The sequence below is a fragment of the Lacihabitans sp. CS3-21 genome, assembly GCF_024343675.1.
GTDB lineage: Bacteria > Bacteroidota > Bacteroidia > Cytophagales > Spirosomataceae > Leadbetterella.
Genome location: NZ_RJUD01000009.1, coordinates 1 through 23,743, shown reverse-complemented (window position 1 = coordinate 23,743; position 23,743 = coordinate 1). Strand labels below are relative to the sequence as shown.

Sequence of the window (23,743 nt, the reverse complement as noted above, 5' to 3'; positions counted from 1 at the left end):
AGACGTAAGAATGATTATAAACTCTTGGCTTTTACTTCTTTCATGATAAACTCCGAAGCTCTTAGCGATAACGCCAAAATGGTCCAAGTAGGATTTTTGTCGGCTTGAGATACGAAAGGCCCTCCATCTACCACAAACAAGTTTTTGACATCATGGGCTTGACAGTTTTTGTTTAAAGCCGACTTCGACGGATCATTGCCCATCCTTACAGTTCCTACCTCATGGATGATTCTTCCGGGAGCCGCTAATCCATAATTGGTATCAGCTCCTGGCTTTGTTCCGTTTGGTATTCCACCTAAAGCATGGATAATCTCTTCAAAGGTATCCTGCATGTGTTTGGCTTGCTTTATTTCATGCTCACTCCATTTGTAGTTAAATCTCAACACAGGAATTCCGTATTTGTCCACTACGTTTGGATCTATTTCGCAATAGTTATCTTCACGAGCAATCGCCTCTCCTCTGCCTGACATACCAATATCTGTTCCATAGAAAAATCTGTAGTCGTCTTTCAAAGATGCTCCATAACCACCTGCGTCTTTCATTTTGCCAGAACGATCAGGATATTTTCCGTTTACATTTTCCATTCCAAAACCAAAGCCATAGCCTGGCATTCTTTGGCCTCCACCATATTCTATGTGATATCCTCTTGGAAAGTCTAATTTTGAGTTATCCAACCACCATGGTGAGTAAACGTGCATGCCACCTACGCCATCTTCGTTGTATCTTTTACGGTTGGTCAAGTGAGGAATAAATGCACTCCTACTTGCACCCGTGCTGTCATGCAAGTATTTACCTACCACACCCGAAGCGTTAGCCAAGCCATTTTGGTGGTTGGCCGACTTAGAATTCAACAACAATCGAGATGACTCACAAGCACTTGCGGCCAATATCACTATTTTTCCTTTTACGGTTGTTTCTTCTAAAGTGTATTTGTTTACATAAGAGATACCAGTAGCTTTTCCGGTTTCGTCTGTTAGTACCTCACGAGCCATCGCGTTGTTTATGAGGGTCAGGTTTCCTGTTTTCATGGCTGGAATGACCAATACAGAAGAAGAAGAAAAGTCAGCATAAGCCATACATCCTCGACTACATTGACCACAGTAAAAGCATTCTCCTCGGCCATTAATAGGCTTGGTAAGCATTGATAATCTGGATGGAATGGTCAAGACACCTGTTTTTTTATTGGCTTCCATGAGCATCAACTCATGAAGTCTAGGCTTAGGTGCTGGTAAATAAATACTGTCTGGGTCATTGGCAAGACCTTCTCGGGTGCCAAAAACGCCTATAAGTTTATCAACCTCATCATAATAAGGGGCAATATCTTCATAGCTGATAGGCCAATCGTCTCCTAAGCCATCAATGCTTTTTCTTTTAAAATCTTTTGGCCCAAAACGAAGAGAAATTCTTCCCCAGTGATTGGTTCTACCTCCTAGCATTCTAGAACGAAACCAGTCGAATTCTGTTCCTTTTTTACGGGTGTAAGGTTCTCCTTCAATCTCCCAGCCTCCCCAGGCAGCATCAAAGTCACCAAAAGCACGTAAGGTACTGGCTCCCCTTCTTGGCGATTCCCAAGGACCTTTGAGCTGATTGATGTACTTTGGGTCTGCGGGGTCAAAATAACCACCAGCTTCAAGCAAACAAACTTTCGCCCCTGCTTTGGTCAACTGATAGGCGGCCATGCCACCTCCTGCACCCGAGCCAACTATCACAACATCAAATACATTGGCTTGCTCCTTTATCTGAAAATCCTTCATATTTCTATGGTTGAATATTTAATTTCCTAAAAATAAAGGGATTTTTCGGTTAAATAAAGCGGCTTTTCATTTTTTTTAAATTATTTTATTAATACAATGCATGTGGCCAATGGACTAAGGAAAGAGCGGATTAAATATACATGAGACAGTCGCACTAAATTACAGACAAAAGACCCTCAGAAAGTTTAAGATTAGAATAAAGTTTTTTTTCATAATTTTGCATTGTATTGTACTACCTAAGGCCTTTTATAATTTTCAAAATTTGCCTTTTTGTTTTCAAAAACAATAGTTTTTCAAGCAAATTGAAAGGCATTAAAAAAATGACTTTAATCCAAAAATGCTCTTTAATTCTGTAAGTTTTGGTATTTTTCTTCCGATAGTTTTTTTTCTTTATTGGTTTGTTTTCAATAAAAAATTAAATCATCAAAACCTACTGCTGTTGGTTGCCAGCTATTTTTTTTATGGTTGTTGGGACTACCGATTCCTGTTTCTACTGATGTTTTCTACTTTTTTAGACTATTATTCTGGCATAAAAATTTTTGAGGCTAAGTCTACTTTTTGGAAAAAAACCTGGCTTTGGATAAGCATAGGCATAAATCTAGGTTTTTTGGGAATTTTCAAATATTATAATTTCTTTATGGACTCTTTGTCTGTTGGCTTATCCACTGCAGGAGTTGAAACACATTTTGAGACACTCAAAGTTATTCTACCCATCGGCATTTCATTTTATACTTTTCATGGATTGTCGTACGTAATTGACATTTATAAAGATAAAATCAAACCCGAAAGAGATTTTATCGAATATTCTGTTTTTGTGAGTTTTTTCCCACTATTGGTGGCAGGTCCAATAGAAAGAGCTACACACCTTTTGCCCCAAATCCAAAAGAAAAGGGTTTTTAACTATGCCATGGCCATAGATGGTTCCAAGCAAATACTTTGGGGATTGTTTAAGAAAATCGTGATTGCAGACAATTGTGCCCAGTATGCCAATATGTTTTTCAATAATTCAGAAGATTACGGAGGTAGTTCACTGTATTTAGGTGCATTATTTTTTACATTTCAAATTTACTGCGATTTTTCAGGCTATTCTGATGTGGCTTTGGGTACTGCCAGACTTTTCGGGATGGAACTTCTCCGCAATTTTGCTTTCCCATATTTTTCAAGAGATATTGCCGAATTTTGGCGTAGATGGCATATTTCTTTATCAACATGGTTTCGAGATTACCTCTATATTCCGCTCGGTGGAAGTAAAGGAAGTTTATTAAAAAAAATAAGGAATACTTTTATCATCTTTCTGGTGAGTGGGTTTTGGCATGGAGCCAACTGGACCTATATCATCTGGGGCGGTATAAACGCCTTACTCTTTTTGCCGCTTTTGATTTCAAAAAACAACAGGAACAATCTAGAAACTGTAGCTCAAGGAAGAGCATTACCCAATGCGAAAGAATTATTTCAAATGGTGGTCACTTTTCATTTCACGCTTTTGGCATGGGTGTTTTTTAGGGCAGAAAGTGTTTCGCATGCATTTTCGTACATTTCTGAGATATTCTCTTCTAGCTTATTTGTAATTCCTAAATTTGAAGGACAAAATAAAGCTTTACTCACACTTGTACTTGTATTAGGTTTTATGCTTGTGGAATGGTTTGGACGAGAGCAACAATTTGCCCTTCAAAAATTCGGAAATAAATGGAAACCGGCGATACGATATACGTTTTATTATATTTTGATTGCAATCATCTTCCTTTTCGGAGGCTCTCAACAAGAATTTATATATTTCCAATTCTAAGCAATGAAAAAATTCCTATCTAAACTCGGACTGTTTCTGTTGCCCTTATTTATTTTGGGAATCGTAGCCTTGTTTTTTTATGTAAAAACCGACGTTTATGGAGATTTTACAAAGAAAGACAATTTTGCATGGAATTATAATTTCCAGCAGCTCAATGATATATCTACAAAAAAACTATTAAGCACCCACAGAACCTACAATTCTTTCGTGTTGGGCAGTAGCCGCAGTTGCAGTATTTATGGGTGTTATTTGCAGACAAAACTACCTTATGCTAAATTCTTTCATTATGCCAATTGGAATGAGACAATCGGAGGAATTCTTGCCAAACTACGATATTTGGATGCCTGTGGATATCAATTAGACAATATCATGGTGTACTTGGATACCGACTATACTTTTAACGAAGAAGGGAAATTAAGTCCAATGGACCACTATTTGATTACCAAAGAGTCAAAAGCTATATATTACTATAACCATTTGATTGCTTTTTTCTCAAATTTTGACATGGATAAATTCAAAATATTGATTGGAAAAGGCGAGCTAACAAGTTCGTATGTAAACCGAAAACTCGACCCTATTACCAACGATTTTAATCATGTATGCTCAGCAGAAGAAATCAGGAAATATCAATATATTCAATCTGATGAGGAGTTTAAACACAGAATGGATTCTTTGAAAAAGTCTGGCTTCCTATATGAAAGACCGAAAGAACAACAATATAAATCGCCACAAATATCTGAAGATGAAGAAGTAATGATTGAGCAAATAGCTAAACTTTTAGAGAAGCATCATTCAAAATATTATGTGGTACTAACTCCTCTTTACGACCAGCAAAAGCTTAGTAATAAAGACTTTAATATCTTGAAAAAGCATTTTAAAAACCACCTTTATGACTTTTCAGGAAAGAATAAATACACCGATGACTTCTACAATTACCCCGATAGAATTCACTTTCAGAATTATATTTCTAAGCAAATTATTGATTCGGTGGTGGTGAGGTGAGGATTTGAGTTGAGCAAAAATAATGTTTACTTAGTCCAATTAACACGATTCTGACTTTGAAATAAATATATTAATAAAGAAGTAGCCCCAGAGGGAATCGAACCCACACCAGAGGTACCGGAAACCTCCGTTCTATCCATTAAACTATGGAGCCATTGAAATAAAGCACAAAGCTAATTTTTTTTTGCCAGTCTTTAAACCTTTTTCATTTTTAAGTATCCAATACCTGAAAATTCCAGTTCGGGATAATTTATTAAACTTAAAAAATTTATAAGTCATGAAAACTCTTTTTAAAACAATCGCCTTCGTATTTGCCTTGGTATTCACCACTAACTATGCTTCGGCACAACACCCACACAAAAGAAAAATGATAGACAAAAAAGAAGATCGTAGAGATCGAAAAGAAGATGTAAAAGACAAAGCTGAAGATAGACGTGATGTAGCAGAAGACAGACGTGACAGAGCCGAAGATATCCGAGACAAACGCGAAGATAAGTGGGATGCCGCTCACAACGGTGGCCGCAGGGATAAACTGGAAGATATCAGAGACAAAAAAGAAGATGTGAGAGACGCCAAAGAAGATAAGAGAGACAGAATGGAAGATAAACGAGATAGAAAAGAGGATATTAAAGATAAAAAAGAAGACAGAAAAGATCGCAGAAGAGGATCTTACTAAAACAAAAAAGAGGCTGAAAATCAGCCTCTTTTTTTTATATCTTAAATATTGCTTTTAGTTCTGTGGCATCTGCTGGCTTCATCCTTCCTGCCAAGACCAACCTCAACTGCCTCCTACGCAAAGCTCCATCAAATAATTCATTCTCTAAGTCGGTTTCAGGAATTGCCTCCGCTATTTCTATCGGCCTACCCGACTGATCAACAGCCACAAAGGTCAAAAAAGCCTGATTCGTCTTGCTTTTTTGTCCTGCTGGAATATTCTCCGAAAATACATCGACCACAACTTCCATCGAAGTATTAAATGCCCTCGTAATTTTCGCTTCTAAAGTGACTACATTTCCAAGCGGAATGGGATTTACGAACGATACATTATCCACTGAGGCCGTTACTACAATTCGGTTAGAATGTTTCTGTGCAGCAATGGCGGCTGCTACATCCATCATTCGCATGAGGTTCCCTCCCATCAAATTCCCCAAAGTATTGGTATCATTGGGCATAACCATTTCTGTCATGATGGTTAGCGATTCTTTTACATGTTTTGCCTTGGGCATTCGTTTGTTGTTTTTTTTTTACAAAAATACGTTCTATCAAGTTAAATTTTGTGTTTTTCAAATTGAAATACACAATTAATGAAAATATCTAATTTCAGAAAAACTCAGCATAATATTTTGAAAGGTGGGAAATAAAGCTTTACTTTGAAACACAAAGTACTTTTCAATATCTCAATAATGAACATTAAACCCAGCAAACCCACCATCAGTGTATTGATTTTAATAGCATTATGCTCTCTTTTGCTATTAGTCAGGGTCTACAAAACAGGAACTTATTTAGGATTCTTTTTAGTTTGGAATCTGTTTTTAGCCATCACACCGATATTTTTTATTTTTTTAGCAAAAAAACTACATGATAATTTCGGCTTTAAGAAATTAGGCATAAAAATAACCATTATCGGACTCATGACCACTTGGCTATTATTTTTCCCAAACTCACCTTACATCATTACTGACCTTATGCATTTGAGTCATTTGCCCAAACATTTGTTGTGGTTTGACGCTGTGGGTATTTTTATAACTGCCCTCACGGGGCTTGTGGTTGGTTTATATTCCATGTACAATTTCCAAATATTATCTAAAAAGTTATTCGGAAGTGGCATAGCATGGTTTTTGGTTTTGGGCAGTGCGGTGCTTAGCGGTTTTGGACTTTATCTTGGCAGATTTGCGAGATTTAACAGTTGGGATTTATTCTCAAATCCAGCCCATCTTATCCAACAATCAATAATAGAAACGAGCAACCCATTGGCCTTACAAACGACTTTGGTTTTTAGTATTGTGCTGATTGGCTTATATTTGTCTTTTTATAATTTATTATCTATTAAGCATGAAAATATCAAAAATGCTTAGAAGTTTTAAGTTTGCTTTGGCAGGAATGGTACACTTGGTGCGGTTTGAAAACAACGCTCAATTTCATTTTTTAGCAACTTTGTTGGTTATTTTTGTTGGATATTGGTTAAAAATCGACAAAAACGAATGGATAATCATCATTTTTGCAATGGCATTGGTTTGGTCGGCAGAGGCATTTAATTCGGCTATAGAAAAACTTTGTGACAGAGTAGAACCCAAAAAAGACCCCATAATAGGCAAAGTTAAAGACATGGCAGCAGCCGGAGTTTTGTTTTTGGCAATAGCCGCCGCAATAGTAGGATGTATGGTATTTTTACCCAAAATATTTTAAGAGATGAACGAACACCTCGAAAACCTAAAAGAAATAAGAACGCTCATGGAGCGGTCATCTAAGTTTTTGTCTTTAAGCGGATTGTCTGGCATTTCGGCTGGAATAATAGCTCTTTTTGGGGCTTTTATGGTTTATACAAAAAAAGTAGAAATCACCGGAAATAGTAATCCACAAGGAATTCTAGATGCCGCCAATTTAGAGGGCGATTTTAAGCTTTATGTTTTCAAAATAGCCCTACTTACACTTTTGGGAGCCTTGATTGGTGGAATATATTTCACAATTCGCAAAGCAAAACGAAACAATGAGAAAGTTTGGAACAATTTATCTAAGAAATTATTGATAAATTTGACCATTCCTTTGATAGCTGGAGCCATTTATTCACTGGCTTTGGTGCAGCAAAACAACATGTGGATGGCCGCCTCATCTACGTTAATTTTTTACGGATTGGCCTTGATTTTCGCTTCCAACTATTCGGTAAGGGATGTTTTCTCATTGGGTATTTGTGAAATAACATTGGGTCTTTTGAGTATCTTTTTTACAGGGTACACATTTTTGTTTTGGGTGATTGGCTTCGGCCTTTTGCATATTTTGTATGGCGGATTGATGTATTTTAAGTACGATAAATGATTTTAGAACAGTTCAATAAAACTTTTGAGAGCAAAGCTCGTCTGGGCATCATGTCGGTATTGATGGTCAATGAGTCTGTGAATTTCAATTCGCTCAAGGAACTGTTAAACCTGACCGACGGCAACCTCGCCACACACGTAAAAGCCTTAGAAGAAGCCGGTTATCTACTGGTAAAAAAAGAATTCATCGGCCGTAAACCCAACACACTGTATTCGGTGACAGCTGATGGACGAAAAGCATTTGAGCAACACCTAAGCGTTTTGGAGCAATTTATCAAAAACTCCTAGTCTCCAAAATTCCATTTTTACGGCAAAAAGCCGTAAATTGCATCTTCAAAAATGCTATACTATGTCTGACCGTTACATGCAAAGAGGTGTATCTGCCTCCAAAGAAGATGTTCACAAAGCCATCGAAAAACTTGATAAAGGCCTTTTTCCTAAAGCTTTTTGTAAGATATCGCCTGATATTTTGGGTGGCGACGATGAATATTGTAACATCATGCATGCCGACGGAGCCGGAACAAAAACATCTTTGGCGTATTTGTATTGGAAAGAAACAGGCGATTTGTCAGTTTGGAAAGGCATAGCCCAAGATTCCATCATCATGAACACCGACGACCTGCTTTGTGTAGGTGCTACTGGTCCTATTTTGATGTCGTCGTCGATAGATAGAAATAAAAATAAAATTTCAGGCGACGTTTTGGCAGAAATCATCAATGGAGGCGAAGAGGTGCTCTCTATGCTTCGCAACAATGGCGTAGAAATATACAGCACCGGTGGCGAAACCGCCGATGTGGGTGATTTGGTAAGAACCATAACAGTAAACACTACCGTAATAGCCCGCATGAAAAAAGCGGATGTGATAGACAACACCAACATAAAAGCAGGAAATGTGATTGTGGGTTTGGCATCATATGGCAAAGCTACCTATGAAACCGAATACAACGGCGGCATGGGCAGTAATGGCCTGACATCGGCACGTCATGATGTTTTAGACAGCATTTATGCCGAAAGATATCCAGAAAGCTATGACCAAGACATCCATAGTTCGTTGGTTTACAGTGGCTCTAAATTATTGACCGACAAAGTTCAAATTTCTGATGACTTGATGGTAAATGTGGGCAAACTTGTACTCTCTCCTACCAGAACTTATGCCCCAGTGGTAAAAGAAATACTTACTAAACTCAAAGGCAAGATAGATGGCATGGTGCATTGCAGCGGCGGAGCACAGACCAAAGTCCTACATTTTGTGGACAATGTACATATCACGAAGGATAACTTGTTCCCGATACCTCCTCTATTCAAACTCATCCAAGAGCAATCTGGCACTTCCTGGGCAGAGATGTACAAAGTCTTCAACATGGGTCACCGTTTGGAAGTCTATCTTTCACCTGAACACGCCCAAGAAATTATCAAAATATCTGAAAGCTTCGGCATTCCTGCTCAGATTGTGGGAAGAGTGGAGGCTTCGGATGCTAAGAGATTGACTATTTCTAGTGAATTTGGGGTGTTTGAGTATTGAGGTTTTTTGAAAAGAGATTTAACAGATAATCATTAGTTTTTTGAATATAAATAAATGAATAATTCTAACCCATCTGTGTAAATCAGTCAAATCCGTGTCATCTGCGTTCCAAAAATACCGCACAACCTCCAGCAGCATGACACCAAAGAACAGTAAATAGAAATCCATTTTCTATATTTACAGTTTCAACCATTCAATCCCAATGAAAGTCTTACGATTTGCCTTAATCCTATTCCTTTTTTCTTTAAAAACATTTGCACAAAATACAGCCAAACCTTGGGCTTATTGGTGGTGGCAAGGCAGTGCTGTTAACAAAGCAGACCTAAGAGCCAACTTACAAAAATATGCAGATGCTGGTTTTGGCGGTTTACACATTATTCCTATATATGGCGTAAAAGGCGAAGAACAAAATTTTATCCATTTCTTGAGCCCAAAGTGGCTTGAAATGCTTGAATATACTGTAAAAGAAGCTGAAAATCTTCACTTAGGCATTGATATGACGCTTGGCACGGGTTGGCCTTTTGGCGGAATCGATATAAAACCCGAGCATGCAGCTAAAACTTTTGAGCTAGTTTACGAAGCCGATCAACTTCCTATTCTCAAACCTAAAATCACCAAACAACAAGTTAAAAGAGCAGCTCCGGGAGCTGAGGGCTTGGTATTGGATCACTTCGACAAAGCCAATGTGGAACACTACTTGTCAAAGTTCGACAGTGTTTTTGCCAAAAACAACATTGCTATTCGAGCTTTTTATAATGATTCTTACGAAGTATATGGAGCAGATTGGACGGAAAATTTTTTCGAAAAATTTAAAAGCAAACGTGGCTATGAACTTGGAGACCATCTCAACATTTTTGAAAACAAAACGACATTTACAGAAGAGGAAAAACAAATATACTCTGACTATCAACTGACCATTTCGGAGTTGCTTTTGGAAGAATTCACTCAACCTTACGCAGCTTTTGCAAAAAAATATGGCAAACTCAGCAGAAATGAGTCACATGGTTCTCCAGGTAATGTTTTGGATTTATACGCAGCCAATTCAATTCCTGAAACCGAATTTTTTGGTTCTAAACCTTTTGACATTCCACTTTACAGACAAGACCCCGAATACAGCGAAAAGCAATTTGGCAAGCCGAACAAAATGGTACTCAAATTGGCTTCATCACCAGCAAATGTTTTTGGCAAAAAACTCGTTAGTTCAGAAACCGCCACTTGGCTGGGTAATCATTTCAAAGTGAGTCTTTCCCAAGTAAAACCCATCATTGACGAGTCGTTCTTGGGTGGTGTCAATCACATTTTCTATCATGGAGCCAATTACACACCTGTAAATGCCCCATGGCCGGGCTGGATGTTTTATGCCTCAACCAACTTCAATTTCAATTCGCACTTTTGGAATGAACTGCCACTACTCAATAAATATATAGAAAACTGTCAGAATCTGCTCCAAAACAGTAAAACTGACAATGAAGTATTGGTCTATTTTCCCATTCAAGATTTGTGGCATCAACCAAAAAAAGGAGTTTATATGATGGATGTGCACAATATTGAGAAAAATGGCATTTTTACTGATAAGTACCGCAAACTTCTGAATGATTTGGAAACGGCAGGCTATACTTTCGATTTCGTATCGGATTTACAAATTAGCCAAATGGCCGAACTAAAGCTGAACAAAGGAAACTATAAGATGCTGGTAATTCCCGAAATAGAATACATGCCGCTTAGCACTTTAAAAGCCATTAAGAAATTAAATTCTGTTGGATTTAGCTCAATATTTGAGAAAACTCTTCCCAAGAAAACTACAGGCTTTCTCGACTTAAAAGAAAATCAGCCAGCTTTTGAGAAGGAATTGGCAAGTCTAAAATCAATGGTTGCTTCATCGGTAGTTTTGAAAATGAAAACTAAAAATCTAAAAAGAGAAACCATTCAGGAAAAAGGTTTGGACTTTATAAGAAAAAATCATGATGAGGGTCTATTGTACTTTGTGGCCAATCAACACCAGATATTTGAAAAGGGCGATTTGAATTTCGAAAACAACTTTAAATACACCTACACCTATAATCCAAAGTCAGAGAAATGGCTGGAGATTCCTATAAAAAAGTCAGGAAGAATAAAGAAAATAAATCTTGAACTAAAGTCAGGTGAGAGTATATTTCTATATTTTACAAATTCCAAAAAAGAAAATCTAAGTACCTACGAAATCCAAAATTATAGGCATTCTGAGGACTTGAGCAAAGACTGGAAATTGGTTTTTAACGAAGGAAGGCCTAAGATTCCAAATCCACAAAAATTTACAAATCTCCAATCTTGGACACTTGCTGACTCTCTGGCTGGTTTTTTCAATGGCTATGGAGAATATTCTAAAACATTCAACCTACCAGAAAATGCCGTTGACAAACCAGCTCAGATTCAATTAGGCGATGTAAGAGAAACAGCTGAGGTATGGATAAACGATACCAAAATAGGAACTGCCTGGAGTTTGCCTTATAACTTAGAAATACCTGAGGCTATATTGAAAACCAATAATGAGATAAAAATTAAAGTCAGAAATTTATCTGCCAATGAGATAAAATATTTAGATATGAACAAAGTGAACTGGAAGAAGTTTTACGATATAAACATTGTGGACATTCAATATAAACCTTTCAATGCATCCAACTGGAAACCAGTTGATTCTGGACTTCTTGGGCCAATTTTTTTGAAGTATTAGAAATAAAAAAAGAGTCGCTTCCGACTCTTTTTTATTTATTTATAAAAGTATATTTTTACAAACCTAAACCAGCATAAAGTTTCACCTCATCTACACTAATTACCGAATCACACATGATTACCAAACGTTCCACAACGTTGCGTAACTCACGAACATTACCCGTCCATGGAAGGTTTTTCATGTAATCCATAGCATCAGAAGAGAACGTTTTCGGTTGGTCTCCATATTCTTCGGCCACATCTCCCAAAAATTTATCTGCCAATAACGGAATATCATCGCGACGTTCTGCCAAAGGCGGCACGTAAATCGGAATTACATTTAACCTGTGGTAAAGGTCTTCACGGAAATTCCCTTCGGCAATCTCCTTTTTTAGGTCTTTATTTGTGGCGGCTATAATTCTTACGTTTATCTTAATTTCTTTCTCACCGCCCACTCTGGTAATTTTGTGCTCTTGCAAGGCACGTAATACTTTTGCTTGGGCAGAAAGGCTCATATCTCCAATTTCATCCAAGAACAAAGTACCATTGTCAGCTTGCTCAAACTTACCAATTCTTTGCTTGATAGCAGATGTAAAGGCTCCTTTTTCATGCCCAAAAAGCTCACTTTCAATTAATTCAGACGGAATAGCGGCACAGTTAACTTCAACCAAGGGCTTTTTGAGTCTATTGCTTTTTTCGTGTATCTGCTTGGCTACCATCTCCTTACCTGATCCGTTTGGTCCTGTAACCAAAATCCTAGCCTCGGTTGGAGCTACGCGATCAATTGTCTCTTTCACTTTTGTAATCAACAAAGATTCACCCACAATTTCATTGAGCTTATAGACACGCTTTTTGAGCGTTTTGATAACCTCAACGTCGTTACTTTTCTCGATGGCATTTCTTACGGTTACCAAAAGCCTATTCAAATCTGGTGGCTTGGTGATAAAGTCGAAGGCTCCTCTTTTGGTAGCTTCAACTGCATTTTCGACATTTCCGAAAGCCGAAACCATCACAAATTGTGTAATAACGCCTTCTTCTTTTGCTTTTAGAAGTACGTCCAAACCATCCATTTTGGGCATTTTGATATCGCACAAAGCCACATCGTACAAACTCGCCAGCACCATGTCTAAGCCTTCTTGTCCGTCTTTGGCTTCATCCACATCATAGCCTTCATATTCAAGTATGTCTCTCAGGGCATCTCGGATAGTTTTTTCGTCATCAATTACTAAAATTTTGGCCATGGAATAAGAATAAATTCTTTATTTGGTTTATCTAAATATTTTGCAATTTACCCAAAAAGTTTCTAAAAATCGCCCTCTATTCCTAATATTTATCCGATTAATTAAAAAAAATGAAGAATAAAATTAATCTAAAAACAATGTTGCCCATCTTTGGTTTTCTAAAGAAAAATAGAAGTTAATGAAGAAAATTGCAGTGATTGGTAGTGGTCCTGGAGGTTTAGCCGTGGCCATTCGACTAGCTATTTTAAAACACGATGTCGAAGTTTTCGAATCGAACGCTTATCCAGGCGGAAAACTTAATGAGTTCCGTATCGAAGGTTATAGATTTGATGGCGGACCTTCTCTTTTTACGTTACCAAGTCTGATAGATGAGCTTTTTGTATTGGCTGATAAAAATCCCAGTGATTATTTCAAATATAAAAAACTGGATGAGGTTTGTAGGTACTTCTGGGAAGACCAAACTCGCTTAATTGTGCCCGCTCAAAATGATGAGTTTGATAAAAATGTAGTAGAAAATCTGCATGAAAAACCTGGTACCATTCTGCAATATCTTAAAGAAAGTGCTTTTAAATATGAAGTATTAAGTGGGCTCTTCATTTATAAAAGTCTTCATAAATTATCAACATGGTTGAGCCTGGAAGCTTTTAAAGGCTACAAGAATATATTTAAAATGGGCGTATTCGGAACTTTTCATGGTTTAAATAAGCAATCTTTTTCTAATCCAAAAACCATTCAACTATTAGATCGATATGCAACTTACAATGGGTCAAATCCTTATAAAACTCCAGCCACAATGAGCATTATCCCACATTTGGAATACAACATTGGAGCCTTTTTGCCTGAAAATGGTATGTACCAGATTGCAGATTCATTGTACAAACTTGCGTTGGATTTAGGCGTGAAATTTCATTTTAACACAAAAGTAGAAGAAATTGTAGTGGAAAATAAAAATGCCAAAGCACTGCGATTGGTCGATGGAAAAATTATGGCTTTTGATGCTATTGTGAGCAACATGGATGTAACGCCTACCTACCGCAAGTTGATGCCAAAAGTACCTCCTCCAACAAAAATCTTGAATCAAGAGAAAAGTGGATCGGGATTAATTTTTTATTGGGGAATAAAAAAAGAATTTAAAGAGCTGGGTTTGCATAATATTTTGTTCAGTGATGATTACAAAACTGAATTCGACTGGCAGTTTGAAGAAAAAAACATCTATGAAGATCCAACCATCTACATTAACATCACCAGCAAGATAATTCCATCTGACGCTCCATTTGGTGGAGAAAACTGGTTTGTGCTTATAAATGCACCTTCAAATATTGGTCAAGATTGGGATATCATTACAAAAAAAACAAGGGCGGCGGTTATCAATAAAATAAACAGAATTTTGGGTACAGATATAGAAGCTTACTTAGTTACAGAACGTATCTTAGATCCTTTAAAAATAGAATTAAATACCTCTAGCAGTCAAGGATCCCTATATGGAAGTAGTTCAAATGATAAGTTTGCAGCTTTTCTTCGACATCCAAACTTTTCGAATCAGATAAAAAATCTTTTCTTTGTTGGTGGAAGCGTGCATCCAGGCGGAGGAATCCCTTTGGCGATTTCATCTGCAAAAATCACTTCTGAAATAATGGCACGGAAATTGTGATACCATATTTGTTACCGAAAAATAAAAAAAAATCCAAAAAACAGCCAATAGTCACATTCATCGGAATGATTCTTTGATTTTTTCTTAACAAAAAAAGTCCTAATAGGAAACTCCACTCAAATACCTAATAAACAACACCTTACACCTACACTAAAGCCTTCTAATCAATTAAAGTTTCTAATCATATACAAGGTGTGGTATAGTTTTTGTAATACATTAAACAGAACTGTCGAGTGTATCTATAAAAATTACCTACGTGAAAAAGAATTTTATATTTTTTATCGCAATCTTATTTCTTTCTACCTTGAATTTTTCTTGTAAAAAGAAAAAAGCTGATCCGTCTGCTCAAAATGCTAAGTGTCCGTTATTGTCGATGGATGGACCAACAGGAAATATCAGAAACTACGAATGGGTAGGCAGCAAATTGGTCAGAGTATTTAGTAGAGACTCCATTCCTACAGTTGTAGTATTCCGATACAACAACAAAAACCTTGCAGAATCAATGGAGATAACAACTGAAAATTCTGCTGAAAAATACCTCGTTAAGTTTGTTTATGGAACTGACAATATCATTTCTAAAAGTAATGTTTCGATAAATGGTATACAGTTTATGACCAATGAGTTTGTTTATAATGAAAACAACAAACTTTCAAGTATAAAAACGACCGTTGAATTATTTGGTAGAAAAGTATCTGGAAAAACTCGCCTGGAATACACCAGTGACAATGTATCGAAAGTATATTCTTCAATCAATGATGAGCTTGAAACACTTGCATTCACTGGCGAAAAATACGATACCAAAAAACAGTTTTACCCTGAGGTCTACAAAACAGCAGCTCTTGGCTTTGTTGGCATCGCCAACAACTTCTTTTCTTATTTCGGAGAAAATAACATGATTTCTGGAAAGGTCTATAATGACAAAGGAAAAGTTGATCAAGAAACCCAAATTGATTATTTGTATAATAATAGCGGATTACCAATTCAATCCGAAACCGTTTCTGTAAGAAATGGTAAAAAAAGCGTCGAAGTATGTAGTTACAGCTTTGACTGCAAATGAGTTGTCTTAAGTGCAATTAAACTAATAATCCTAGTGATCAAAAGAAATCTCCAATATTTGGGGATTTTCTTTTTTTATAACCCTTCTCCATCTCCCCTTCTTCAAAAATCTAGACAGAATTTCTAATAATCCATCGTTTTGTTCGTATAGAATGGGCATGGTTTTTGTATTTTTCAAATCATGGAAATGGAGCCTCAAATTCCACACATTCATATCAGGGAATTATAGAATAAATGATAGTTTAAAAAAATATAATTAGATGGATTTTTTATCAAAAATTAAAAACACAATAACTACAAAAACTGTCGAAAACCTAGCGACCTTTTTGGGCGAAAATACTGCTAACGTTGAATCTGGAATAGGATTATGCTTAAATTCCTTTATGGCCGGAATTTTAAAATATGGACATTCTGATGTAGAGATTAAAAATATAATCAATGTATTGAACGATGGAGGACATACTGGAGATATCCTGAATAACATAGAATCGTTTTCTAGCAACTTTGAAAAAACGCAGCTACTCGTAACCATAGGCAATAATATTTCTTCGCATTTTTTAGCCAATAAGGTCCAACTTTTAGTAGAAAAAATATCTGAGATTTCAGAAATTCGTAAAACAAGTGCTTCTTCATTGCTAAGTTTGTCAGCTCCGATAGTTTTGGGATTTATTGGCAAAACCATGAAAGAAAACAATTTCGATCTGGTTGGTTTGCGAAACCACTTTAAGGAAATAAATGAACCCATCATTAATTCCCTTCCTCCTGCAATAAACAATATTTTTCAATTCAAAAAGACCGTAAATACACCTGTTCCTGGAAATTTACAATCGTCTCCTGTAGTTAATAAAGAAAAAACAAAATCCAAAGTAAACTTTTTGGTCATTTTGCCATGGTTAATATTGGGAATCGCTGGATTATCAGTATTGTACTTTGCAAAATTCGCCAAAAAAGAAACCACCGATATACCAGTGGCAACCATTTCAGAAAAGCCACAGGACGATCTAATCCCAGAGGATTTCCTTCCTGACTCTTCAGTAGCAAATTTACCAGTCGAAAAAAATATTGTTCCAATTCCTTCCGAAGTTAAACCTGAGCCAATCCAAAAGCCAGCTGATGAAGTAAAAAAATCACCAGAAACTACGCAAAAACCAAGTGTAGCAGAGGTAAAAAAAGAATTGTCGAAACCCGCTGAAAAGAAAGAAACCACTTCACTGGTAAATAATACCAAAGAAACGCCAACTATAAAAAATAGTGCGTCTGAAATAAAAACTCCAGCTGGTTGGACTGCCATCAACGGAACAGCTTTTAAAAAGAACAGTGCTGAAATTTCAAATTCTACAATGATCAATGGGATTATTAGTCAACTAAAAAACTCCAACAAAAACATAAATATTTCGCCTTTATCGAGTGGCAATAGAACTTTGGCGGAAGATAGAGCTTATGCTCTGAGAGAAATGTTGATAGAAAAAGGCATTTCAGAAGATCAAATTAATGTATCGAAAAGTGTATCCGGCTCAAATCCCAATGGAATAGTTTACAGAATCTCTAATTAATGTCAAATAATGTAGTTGATTTCTTAAATTTGCTTTAAAAAATTATCAATGGCAAGCTTAGAAACCTCAATTATACATCAAACTTTAGAAATCGAAAACAGCGGAGCCGTAGTACCTGCCTTGATTCAGAGTACAACCTTCAAAAGAGATGGTGCTGGGGCATTTGTAGAGGGCAGAGACATTTATACAAGAGCCTCCAATCCCAACAGGCGTTTATTGGAAAAAAAACTATCTATGCTGGAAAATGGAATAGATGCTGCATGTTTTGCTTCTGGTCAAGCAGCCACTATGAGTATTATCCATTCATTAGGTCAAAATTCACATGTTATTCTTCCCGACGATATATACTATGGTACAAGAGTAATTTTGGAGAATTTATACAAAAACTGGAATATTTCTTTTAGCATTGTAGATATGTCAGATATTAAAAATATCATGCAAGCTATTCAGAAGAATACAAAGTTAGTTTGGGTTGAAACTCCATCTAATCCCAGTTTAAAAATTGCAGATTTAATAGAAATAGCAAAGCTCTGTAAAGAAAATAACATCCTTTCTGCAGCAGATAATACTTGGTCTTCACCATATTTCACAAAACCGCTTGATTTGGGTATTGATTTAGTCATGCATTCTACCACAAAGTACCTTGGCGGTCATTCTGACATTTTAGGTGGAGTGGTGATTTGGAACGAAAAAATAAATCAAGAAATATCACAATGTATCAGAGATTACCAAACCATAGGAGGCGGTGTTCCTTCTCCTTCTGATTGTTGGCTAATGAATCGCAGCCTCTCAACTTTCTTTTTAAGAATGGAGAAACACAGTACCAATGCCATCAAACTCGCAAATTTCCTTAATAATCATCCAAAAGTAGAGAAAGTATACTACCCCGGATTAAAAACACATGCAAACCACGACATAGCTAAAAAACAAATGACAAACGGATTTGGAGTAATGATGTCTATTTTGACAAAGGGAAATGAGAATGACTGTCTCAAAATTGCGTCAAAACTCAAGATATTCCAACATGCCACAAGCTTAGGTGGTGTGGAAAGTTTGGTGGACCATAGAAAAACTGCCGAAGGCTTGCATTCGTGTTCACCAGAGAATTTACTTAGAATATCCGTTGGAATCGAAAATATTGAAGATTTATTAGAAGATTTCAGTCAAGCCCTAAGCTAAAGCCAATAAAAAATCGTTATTTTGCTATTTAATTTAATAAAATCTCATCAAGGGACTTCAGACTTATTCAATCTTATGAAAAAAATACTTTTCTTATCGTTTGTTATTTTTAACCTCAATGCTCAAAATCTAAAGACAAAGTTTAACTGGCATAATCTCGATATAACAGAAGATGGTATTAGGGGCATGAGTACAGAAAAAGCTTATATCGAATTGTTAAAAAACAGAACTTCAAAAACGGTTATAGTTGGTGTGATTGACTCTGGAATTGATATCAAACATGAAGATTTGAAAGATAATATATGGGTTAATACAAAGGAAATAGCAAACAACGGAATAGATGATGACAACAACGGTTTTATAGATGATCTAAACGGTTGGGATTTTATAGGAGGAGCAGATGGAAAAGATATAAATCATGAACAACTTGAGTCTGTAAGATTATACAAGTCTCTTTTTGAAAAATATGGAGACAATCCAAGCAAGCGTGATAAAAAGAAAAACAAGGCAGATTTGGCTTTGATGAAAAGTTTAAAAGAGGAAATTGAAAATAAAAAAAGCGAAGCCACGCAGTATCTGCCCATGTATAAAGGCATGTTGGATAAAATCTCTAAAGCTGAAGATATTCTAATTCAAACAATTGGCAAATCGCCGATTTCCAAAGAAGACGTGCAGAAAATCGATGATCAGAATGTAGACAGATCAGTGCGTGCCGCAAAGCAGGTATGGTTAAATCTTTATGCGATGGGAGCCACCAAAGCTGATATTTTGGATGGAGTAACACATTTTGAAGAAGAGCTCAATTATAACTTAAATAATGACTTTGATGCAAGAAAAGTAATCGGAGACGATTTAAGAACTCTGGGCTATGCCAAATATGGAAATAATGAGGTAACTGGCCCAGATGCCATGCATGGCACCCATGTAGCTGGGATTATTGGTGCAAATAGATATAATTCTTTGGGTGTAAAAGGTGTGGCAGATAATGTCAAAATAATGACAATAAGATGTGTCCCAAATGGTGATGAAAGAGATAAAGATGTAGCCAATGCTATCAAATATGCTGTTGATAACGGAGCTGAAATAATCAATATGAGTTTTGGAAAGCCATATTCTCCAGAAAAAAATTGGGTAGACGAAGCAGTAAAGTATGCTGAATCTAAAGGCGTACTTCTGGTGTCTGCAGCTGGAAACGAGAACGAAGACATAGACCAACATGTGCATTATCCTACAAGAATTTTAAAATCTGGTACTGAAGTTAAAAATTGGATAACTGTAGGTGCAAGTAATTTCGAAGATGGGGAAAGCTTACCTGCTGACTTTTCAAATTATGGCAAAAAAGGAGTAGATGTTTTTGCACCTGGAGTAGCTATTTATTCAACGGTTCCGGGTTCTAAATATGAAGAAAAACAAGGCACCAGTATGGCATCGCCGGCAGTTGCGGGAGTAGCTGCTTTATTGAAATCCTATTTTCCTAATCTTACTGCTCAACAACTAAAAAATATCATTCTTGAATCTACCGTAAAACTTACTGGACAACAAGTAAATGTACCTGGAGAAAAAATCAAGAAGGATTTTTCAGAATTGAGTGTTACAGGAGGAATTGTAAATACTTACAATGCTGTAAAAATGGCCATTCAGATTTCTGAAAAACAATAATCTTTAAGGATTTTAAAGTAATTTTGCATCCGAAACATAAAATTTCGGATGAACATTATACTTTTTGACCAACCCAGCTTTCGTAATCAATTAAAACCAATCACCCTTACACGACCAATTGGAAAAGTGAGAATTGGGATTCTAACTATTGATGAAAAATGGGAAAAATATTTTGATTCAAAGGTGTCTTTTCTTTCTGAAGAGTACTTAAATAAAAAGTTTGCTACAAACTACTCTGATAAAAACATTTATATAAATGCATCTTATTTGCCAAATGCTGACTTGGTAAAAGCTGTTTTGGAATTGAATGAGAATGAAACTTTAGTATACAATGATTTTCCAGTAGCCTTTTGTAGTTCATTAAAATTTGGGTATGGTGAACAAAATATTAGCAGTCATAAAAATATAATCTACGCTGGGCAGCGTATCGTTTACATTAAAGAGCTTCCTCATTTATTTCTAAATAATGGTCAACAAATTCAATCCGACTTTGATTTATTAACAGCCAACCGTCTGTCGAATAAAATTGAAGACAAATACACAGCTGTATATAATAAAAAAAATATATTTATAGAAGATGGCGTAAGTATTAAAGCCGCTATTTTTAACGCAGAAAATGGCCCGATTTATATTGGTAAAAATGCGATTATACAAGAAGGGAGTTTACTAATTGGTCCTGTTGCAATTGGAGAGGATTCAATGGTAGCTTTTGGAGCGAAAATCCGTCCAAATACTACATTAGGGCCAGTATCTAGAGTTGGTGGAGAGGTTGGAAATACTATTTTTCATGGATACTCAAACAAAGCCCATGACGGCTTTCTTGGAAATTCTTATATAGGTGAATGGTGTAATTTAGGAGCAAATACCAATAATTCGAACCTCAAAAATGATTATAAAAGTGTAAAAGTCTATAATTACGACATAAACGATTTCTATGACACGCAAGAAATATTTTGCGGTACTTTTATGGGAGATTTCTGCAAAGCTGGAATCAGTACGATGTTTAATACAGGAACTGTTGTTGGCGTTTCTTCAAATGTATATGGATCTGGATTTCAAGAAAAATATATTTCAAGTTTTTCTTGGGGAGGGAAGAGCGAAGGTTACGATAAATACCGATTTGATAAAGCCATTGACGTTATTAATGCGACAATGGCACGCAGAGAAAAACAACTTAATCCAGATGACATAGAAATTCTAAGCTATTTATCCAATAATAATCAATAAGGAAAATGCTATTTGCTGAAATACCTGGCTTAGAAGAGGTCAAAAACCACTTGATAAATTCTGTAAAAACCAATCATGTTGCCCATGCAATACTTTTCGATGGAGCTTCAGGTAGTGCTTCTTTGCCTATGGCTTTGGCTTTTGCTACTTACATAAATTGCCAACAACCGTCAGATAATGATTCTTGTGGAGTATGTGCATCATGTCAAAAAATTAAGAAAATAGCACATCCAGATTTTATCTTCGCCTACCCTACTGCTGGAGGGAAAAAAATACTTTCTGAGAATTTCATAAAAGAATGGAGAAATTTTCTTGAGGAGAGTCCTTATGGAACACTTTCTGATTGGCTTGAAGCTATTGAAATAAAACAAGGAAATATCCCTGTTGAAGAATCACGTCAAATAATTCAAAATTTAAGTCTAAAATCTTACGAAGGAGGCTACAAAATAGTTCTTATATGGATGGTTGAGGCTATGGGACAATCCGCCGCAAATGCCCTATTAAAAATCCTTGAAGAACCCCCTGAGAAAACACTTTTCCTTCTCATAACTAGTGACTCAAATCGGTTGCTAACAACCATAATATCCAGAACTCAGAGAATAGCTATCAGAAATAATAGCAACTCAGAGCTAACTTCTTTTCTAGTAAAAACCAAAGGTGTCTCTGAAGAAAGGGCAAGCCAAATCTATTTTTTATCTGAAGGAAACATCAACAAAGCCTTAGAAATAATAGAACAAAAAGACCAAAATGAAAAAAATTGGTTTGCCAATTGGATGCGATATTGCTATGCTTTTGACTTATCAAAACTCATACCCTTAGCAGATGAATTTGATGCCCAGACCAAAGAAAACCAAAAAAGTTTATTAGAATATGGACTTAAGATAATAAGAGAAATATATCTTCAGTCGGTAGGAACTGAAAATCTAATTAAACTCGAAGGAGAAGAACTTCAGTTTGTTCAAAAATTTTCTAAGGTTTTCAAATTTGAAAATATTAGCCATATAGTTGACGAAATATCTCACAGTCAATTCTTGATAGAAAGGAATGTTCGTGCCAAGATTATATTCTTAGACACCTCTCTTGCAATAGCACGCCTAATAAAATGACAATATTAATTAACGATGTTATGCGAGTTCGAATTCATATACTTCTCCAATTTTAACATTCTTTTTAAACCCTTAATTGAATTAACTGGCCCTTCATCAATAAATAAATTGACTACTGCGGCTGGCAATTCTCCACCTGGATCTGAATGAAATATATAAGTACCTTTCACTCCGTTTGCAGTCGGAATGAATGTCCACTTTGCATAAAAATCTTTTATTCTGACAAGATCTTTCTTTTCAGGTAAACCCTTCCAATTGCAAATATCTTCTGAAACGACCTCTTTGGTCTGCGGATTTTGATACAATTTATTAATGGCAACAATATCTCTATCTGAAGATGGCCAAGGCATGTCTATTCTGTTATAGTATTCCACTTGATTTGGACCTATTACCTTTAATATTTTTGAATAATCTACCTTATATATCCACTTATTAAAAGAAGATACATCTAATACTGCCTCAGCTATAGTGCTTAAATTACTATCAAACATAGTTTCTATCTTCACATCTTTCAAGTTTCCACTCCCTACTTTCCTATGATAAATTGAAATGCCATCAGATTTCTTAATAAACTTCCAATCATTGTTTTGAGAAAACCCTGAACTTAAAATGTAACAGAGCAAAATACTAACAAAAGCCGCTTTAAACTTCATATAATTAATGTCAACTTATAACAATAAAAATTTCAAGAAAATTACAATTATTCCAATACAAACAAAAATAAAAAAAATAGAGAATTAAGTACAGTAAACCCTAAAACAAAAAAACCCCAACATTTACATGTTGAGGTTAATTATAATAAAAAACTGGCATCTACCTACTCTCCCGGGTTTGATCCAAGTACCATCGGCGGTGCGGGGCTTAACTGCTCTGTTCGAAATGGGAAGAGGTGATCACCCGCCCTATTGACACCATGAATATCTTCTGGTTGTCTTTTGGACATCTAAATTCTTTTGACATTAATGCTTCTCTATTCACTCCCACCTTTCGGTGTCTGAGCTGCTCCCTGAGCGTAGTCGAAGGGAGTCGAAGAAACATTGTGATTGAGAAAGACTGAAAATTAAAATTTAAGAGCTCTCGGTTCATTAGTACTACTCGGCTGCATACATTACTGCACTTCCACCTGTAGCCTATCTACGTCATAATCTCTAACGTTCCTCAAGGGAAGTCTCATCTTGAGGTGGGTTTCACACTTAGATGCTTTCAGCGTTTATCCCGTCCCGACTTAGCTACTCTGCCGTGCCCTTGGCAAGACAACAGATACACCAGCGGTCAGTCCAATTCGGT

Annotated in this window: 20 protein-coding genes, 1 tRNA gene and 2 rRNA genes; 16 read left to right on the top strand and 7 right to left on the bottom strand. The window is 36.2% G+C overall.

The features are described 5' to 3' along the window. Positions 1-14: 14 nt before the first annotated feature. Positions 15-1,754: a GMC family oxidoreductase gene (locus tag EGI24_RS07605; RefSeq protein ID WP_255047765.1), complete on the bottom strand. Its 1,740-nt coding sequence runs from the start codon at positions 1,752-1,754 to the stop codon at positions 15-17. A 337-nt stretch (positions 1,755-2,091) separates the two neighbouring features. Between EGI24_RS07605 and EGI24_RS07600 the strand changes: the two genes are divergently transcribed. Together EGI24_RS07600 and EGI24_RS07595 are read left to right on the top strand one after the other, a co-directional pair. Continuing rightward, on the top strand, positions 2,092-3,540 hold the full coding sequence (locus EGI24_RS07600; RefSeq protein ID WP_255047764.1) for an MBOAT family protein: 1,449 nt from the start codon (positions 2,092-2,094) through the stop codon (positions 3,538-3,540). 3 nt (positions 3,541-3,543) lie between these two features. Beyond that, positions 3,544-4,542, top strand: coding sequence for a hypothetical protein (locus EGI24_RS07595; protein WP_255047763.1), 999 nt, complete (start codon positions 3,544-3,546; stop codon positions 4,540-4,542). Positions 4,543-4,624: 82 nt separating this feature from the next. Here the strand turns inward: EGI24_RS07595 and EGI24_RS07590 are convergent. Next, positions 4,625-4,696 (bottom strand) — tRNA-Arg (locus EGI24_RS07590). Positions 4,697-4,819: 123 nt separating this feature from the next. Between EGI24_RS07590 and EGI24_RS07585 the strand changes: the two genes are divergently transcribed. Continuing rightward, entirely contained in the window at positions 4,820-5,218 is a 399-nt protein-coding gene (locus tag EGI24_RS07585) for a hypothetical protein (protein WP_255047762.1), read from the top strand. 34 nt (positions 5,219-5,252) lie between these two features. On the opposite strand, the gene EGI24_RS07580 is transcribed toward EGI24_RS07585, so the two are convergent. Then, positions 5,253-5,768 (bottom strand): acyl-CoA thioesterase, encoded by a 516-nt coding sequence (locus EGI24_RS07580; protein ID WP_255047761.1) that lies wholly within the window; start codon positions 5,766-5,768, stop codon positions 5,253-5,255. 177 nt (positions 5,769-5,945) lie between these two features. On the opposite strand from EGI24_RS07580, the gene EGI24_RS07575 reads away from it, so the two are divergent. From EGI24_RS07575 to EGI24_RS07550, 6 genes are all read left to right on the top strand, one after another. Then, positions 5,946-6,617, top strand: a complete 672-nt coding sequence (locus tag EGI24_RS07575) for a DUF1361 domain-containing protein (RefSeq protein ID WP_255047760.1) — start codon at positions 5,946-5,948, stop codon at positions 6,615-6,617. Beyond that, positions 6,610-6,948 (top strand): diacylglycerol kinase family protein, encoded by a 339-nt coding sequence (locus EGI24_RS07570; protein ID WP_255047759.1) that lies wholly within the window; start codon positions 6,610-6,612, stop codon positions 6,946-6,948. Before EGI24_RS07575 ends, EGI24_RS07570 begins: the two co-directional genes overlap by 8 nt. A gap of 3 nt (positions 6,949-6,951) precedes the next feature. Then, a complete protein-coding gene (locus EGI24_RS07565) occupies positions 6,952-7,575 on the top strand; it encodes a hypothetical protein (protein ID WP_255047758.1) in 624 nt (207 codons plus the stop codon). Next, the gene (locus tag EGI24_RS07560) at positions 7,572-7,862 is read left to right on the top strand and encodes a transcriptional regulator (RefSeq protein ID WP_255047757.1); all 291 of its coding nucleotides are present in this window, start codon (positions 7,572-7,574) and stop codon (positions 7,860-7,862) included. Before EGI24_RS07565 ends, EGI24_RS07560 begins: the two co-directional genes overlap by 4 nt. Before the next feature lie 61 nt (positions 7,863-7,923). Then, entirely contained in the window at positions 7,924-9,096 is a 1,173-nt protein-coding gene (locus EGI24_RS07555; RefSeq protein ID WP_255047756.1) for an AIR synthase related protein, read from the top strand. A gap of 202 nt (positions 9,097-9,298) precedes the next feature. Next, on the top strand, positions 9,299-11,806 hold the full coding sequence (locus EGI24_RS07550) for a glycosyl hydrolase (RefSeq protein WP_255047755.1): 2,508 nt from the start codon (positions 9,299-9,301) through the stop codon (positions 11,804-11,806). 55 nt (positions 11,807-11,861) lie between these two features. Here the strand turns inward: EGI24_RS07550 and EGI24_RS07545 are convergent, their stop codons facing one another. Continuing rightward, on the bottom strand, positions 11,862-13,025 hold the full coding sequence (locus EGI24_RS07545; protein WP_255047754.1) for a sigma-54 dependent transcriptional regulator: 1,164 nt from the start codon (positions 13,023-13,025) through the stop codon (positions 11,862-11,864). Between the two features lie 178 nt (positions 13,026-13,203). Between EGI24_RS07545 and crtD the strand changes: the two genes are divergently transcribed. The 7 genes from crtD (at position 13,204) to holB (ending at position 22,456) form a co-directional block, all read left to right on the top strand. Then, on the top strand, positions 13,204-14,676 hold the full coding sequence (gene crtD, locus EGI24_RS07540) for a 1-hydroxycarotenoid 3,4-desaturase CrtD (RefSeq protein ID WP_255047753.1): 1,473 nt from the start codon (positions 13,204-13,206) through the stop codon (positions 14,674-14,676). Positions 14,677-14,932: 256 nt separating this feature from the next. Next, positions 14,933-15,733, top strand: coding sequence for a hypothetical protein (locus EGI24_RS07535; RefSeq protein WP_255047752.1), 801 nt, complete (start codon positions 14,933-14,935; stop codon positions 15,731-15,733). Positions 15,734-15,992: 259 nt separating this feature from the next. Next, positions 15,993-17,285 (top strand): DUF937 domain-containing protein, encoded by a 1,293-nt coding sequence (locus EGI24_RS07530; protein WP_255047751.1) that lies wholly within the window; start codon positions 15,993-15,995, stop codon positions 17,283-17,285. A gap of 48 nt (positions 17,286-17,333) precedes the next feature. After that, positions 17,334-18,464, top strand: a complete 1,131-nt coding sequence (locus tag EGI24_RS07525) for a PLP-dependent aspartate aminotransferase family protein (protein WP_255047750.1) — start codon at positions 17,334-17,336, stop codon at positions 18,462-18,464. 75 nt (positions 18,465-18,539) lie between these two features. Further along, on the top strand, positions 18,540-20,123 hold the full coding sequence (locus EGI24_RS07520; RefSeq protein ID WP_255047749.1) for a S8 family peptidase: 1,584 nt from the start codon (positions 18,540-18,542) through the stop codon (positions 20,121-20,123). Between the two features lie 48 nt (positions 20,124-20,171). After that, positions 20,172-21,350 (top strand): putative sugar nucleotidyl transferase, encoded by a 1,179-nt coding sequence (locus EGI24_RS07515; RefSeq protein WP_255047748.1) that lies wholly within the window; start codon positions 20,172-20,174, stop codon positions 21,348-21,350. A 5-nt stretch (positions 21,351-21,355) separates the two neighbouring features. Continuing rightward, positions 21,356-22,456, top strand: coding sequence for a DNA polymerase III subunit delta' (gene holB / locus EGI24_RS07510; RefSeq protein ID WP_255047747.1), 1,101 nt, complete (start codon positions 21,356-21,358; stop codon positions 22,454-22,456). A gap of 5 nt (positions 22,457-22,461) precedes the next feature. On the opposite strand, the gene EGI24_RS07505 is transcribed toward holB, so the two are convergent. From EGI24_RS07505 to EGI24_RS07495, 3 genes are all read right to left on the bottom strand, one after another. Beyond that, a complete protein-coding gene (locus EGI24_RS07505) occupies positions 22,462-23,109 on the bottom strand; it encodes an START domain-containing protein (RefSeq protein ID WP_255047746.1) in 648 nt (215 codons plus the stop codon). Positions 23,110-23,260: 151 nt separating this feature from the next. Then, positions 23,261-23,372: ribosomal RNA gene (gene rrf / locus EGI24_RS07500) — 5S ribosomal RNA — on the bottom strand. A 148-nt stretch (positions 23,373-23,520) separates the two neighbouring features. Next, positions 23,521-23,743, bottom strand: a 23S ribosomal RNA gene (locus EGI24_RS07495); the annotation flags it as partial.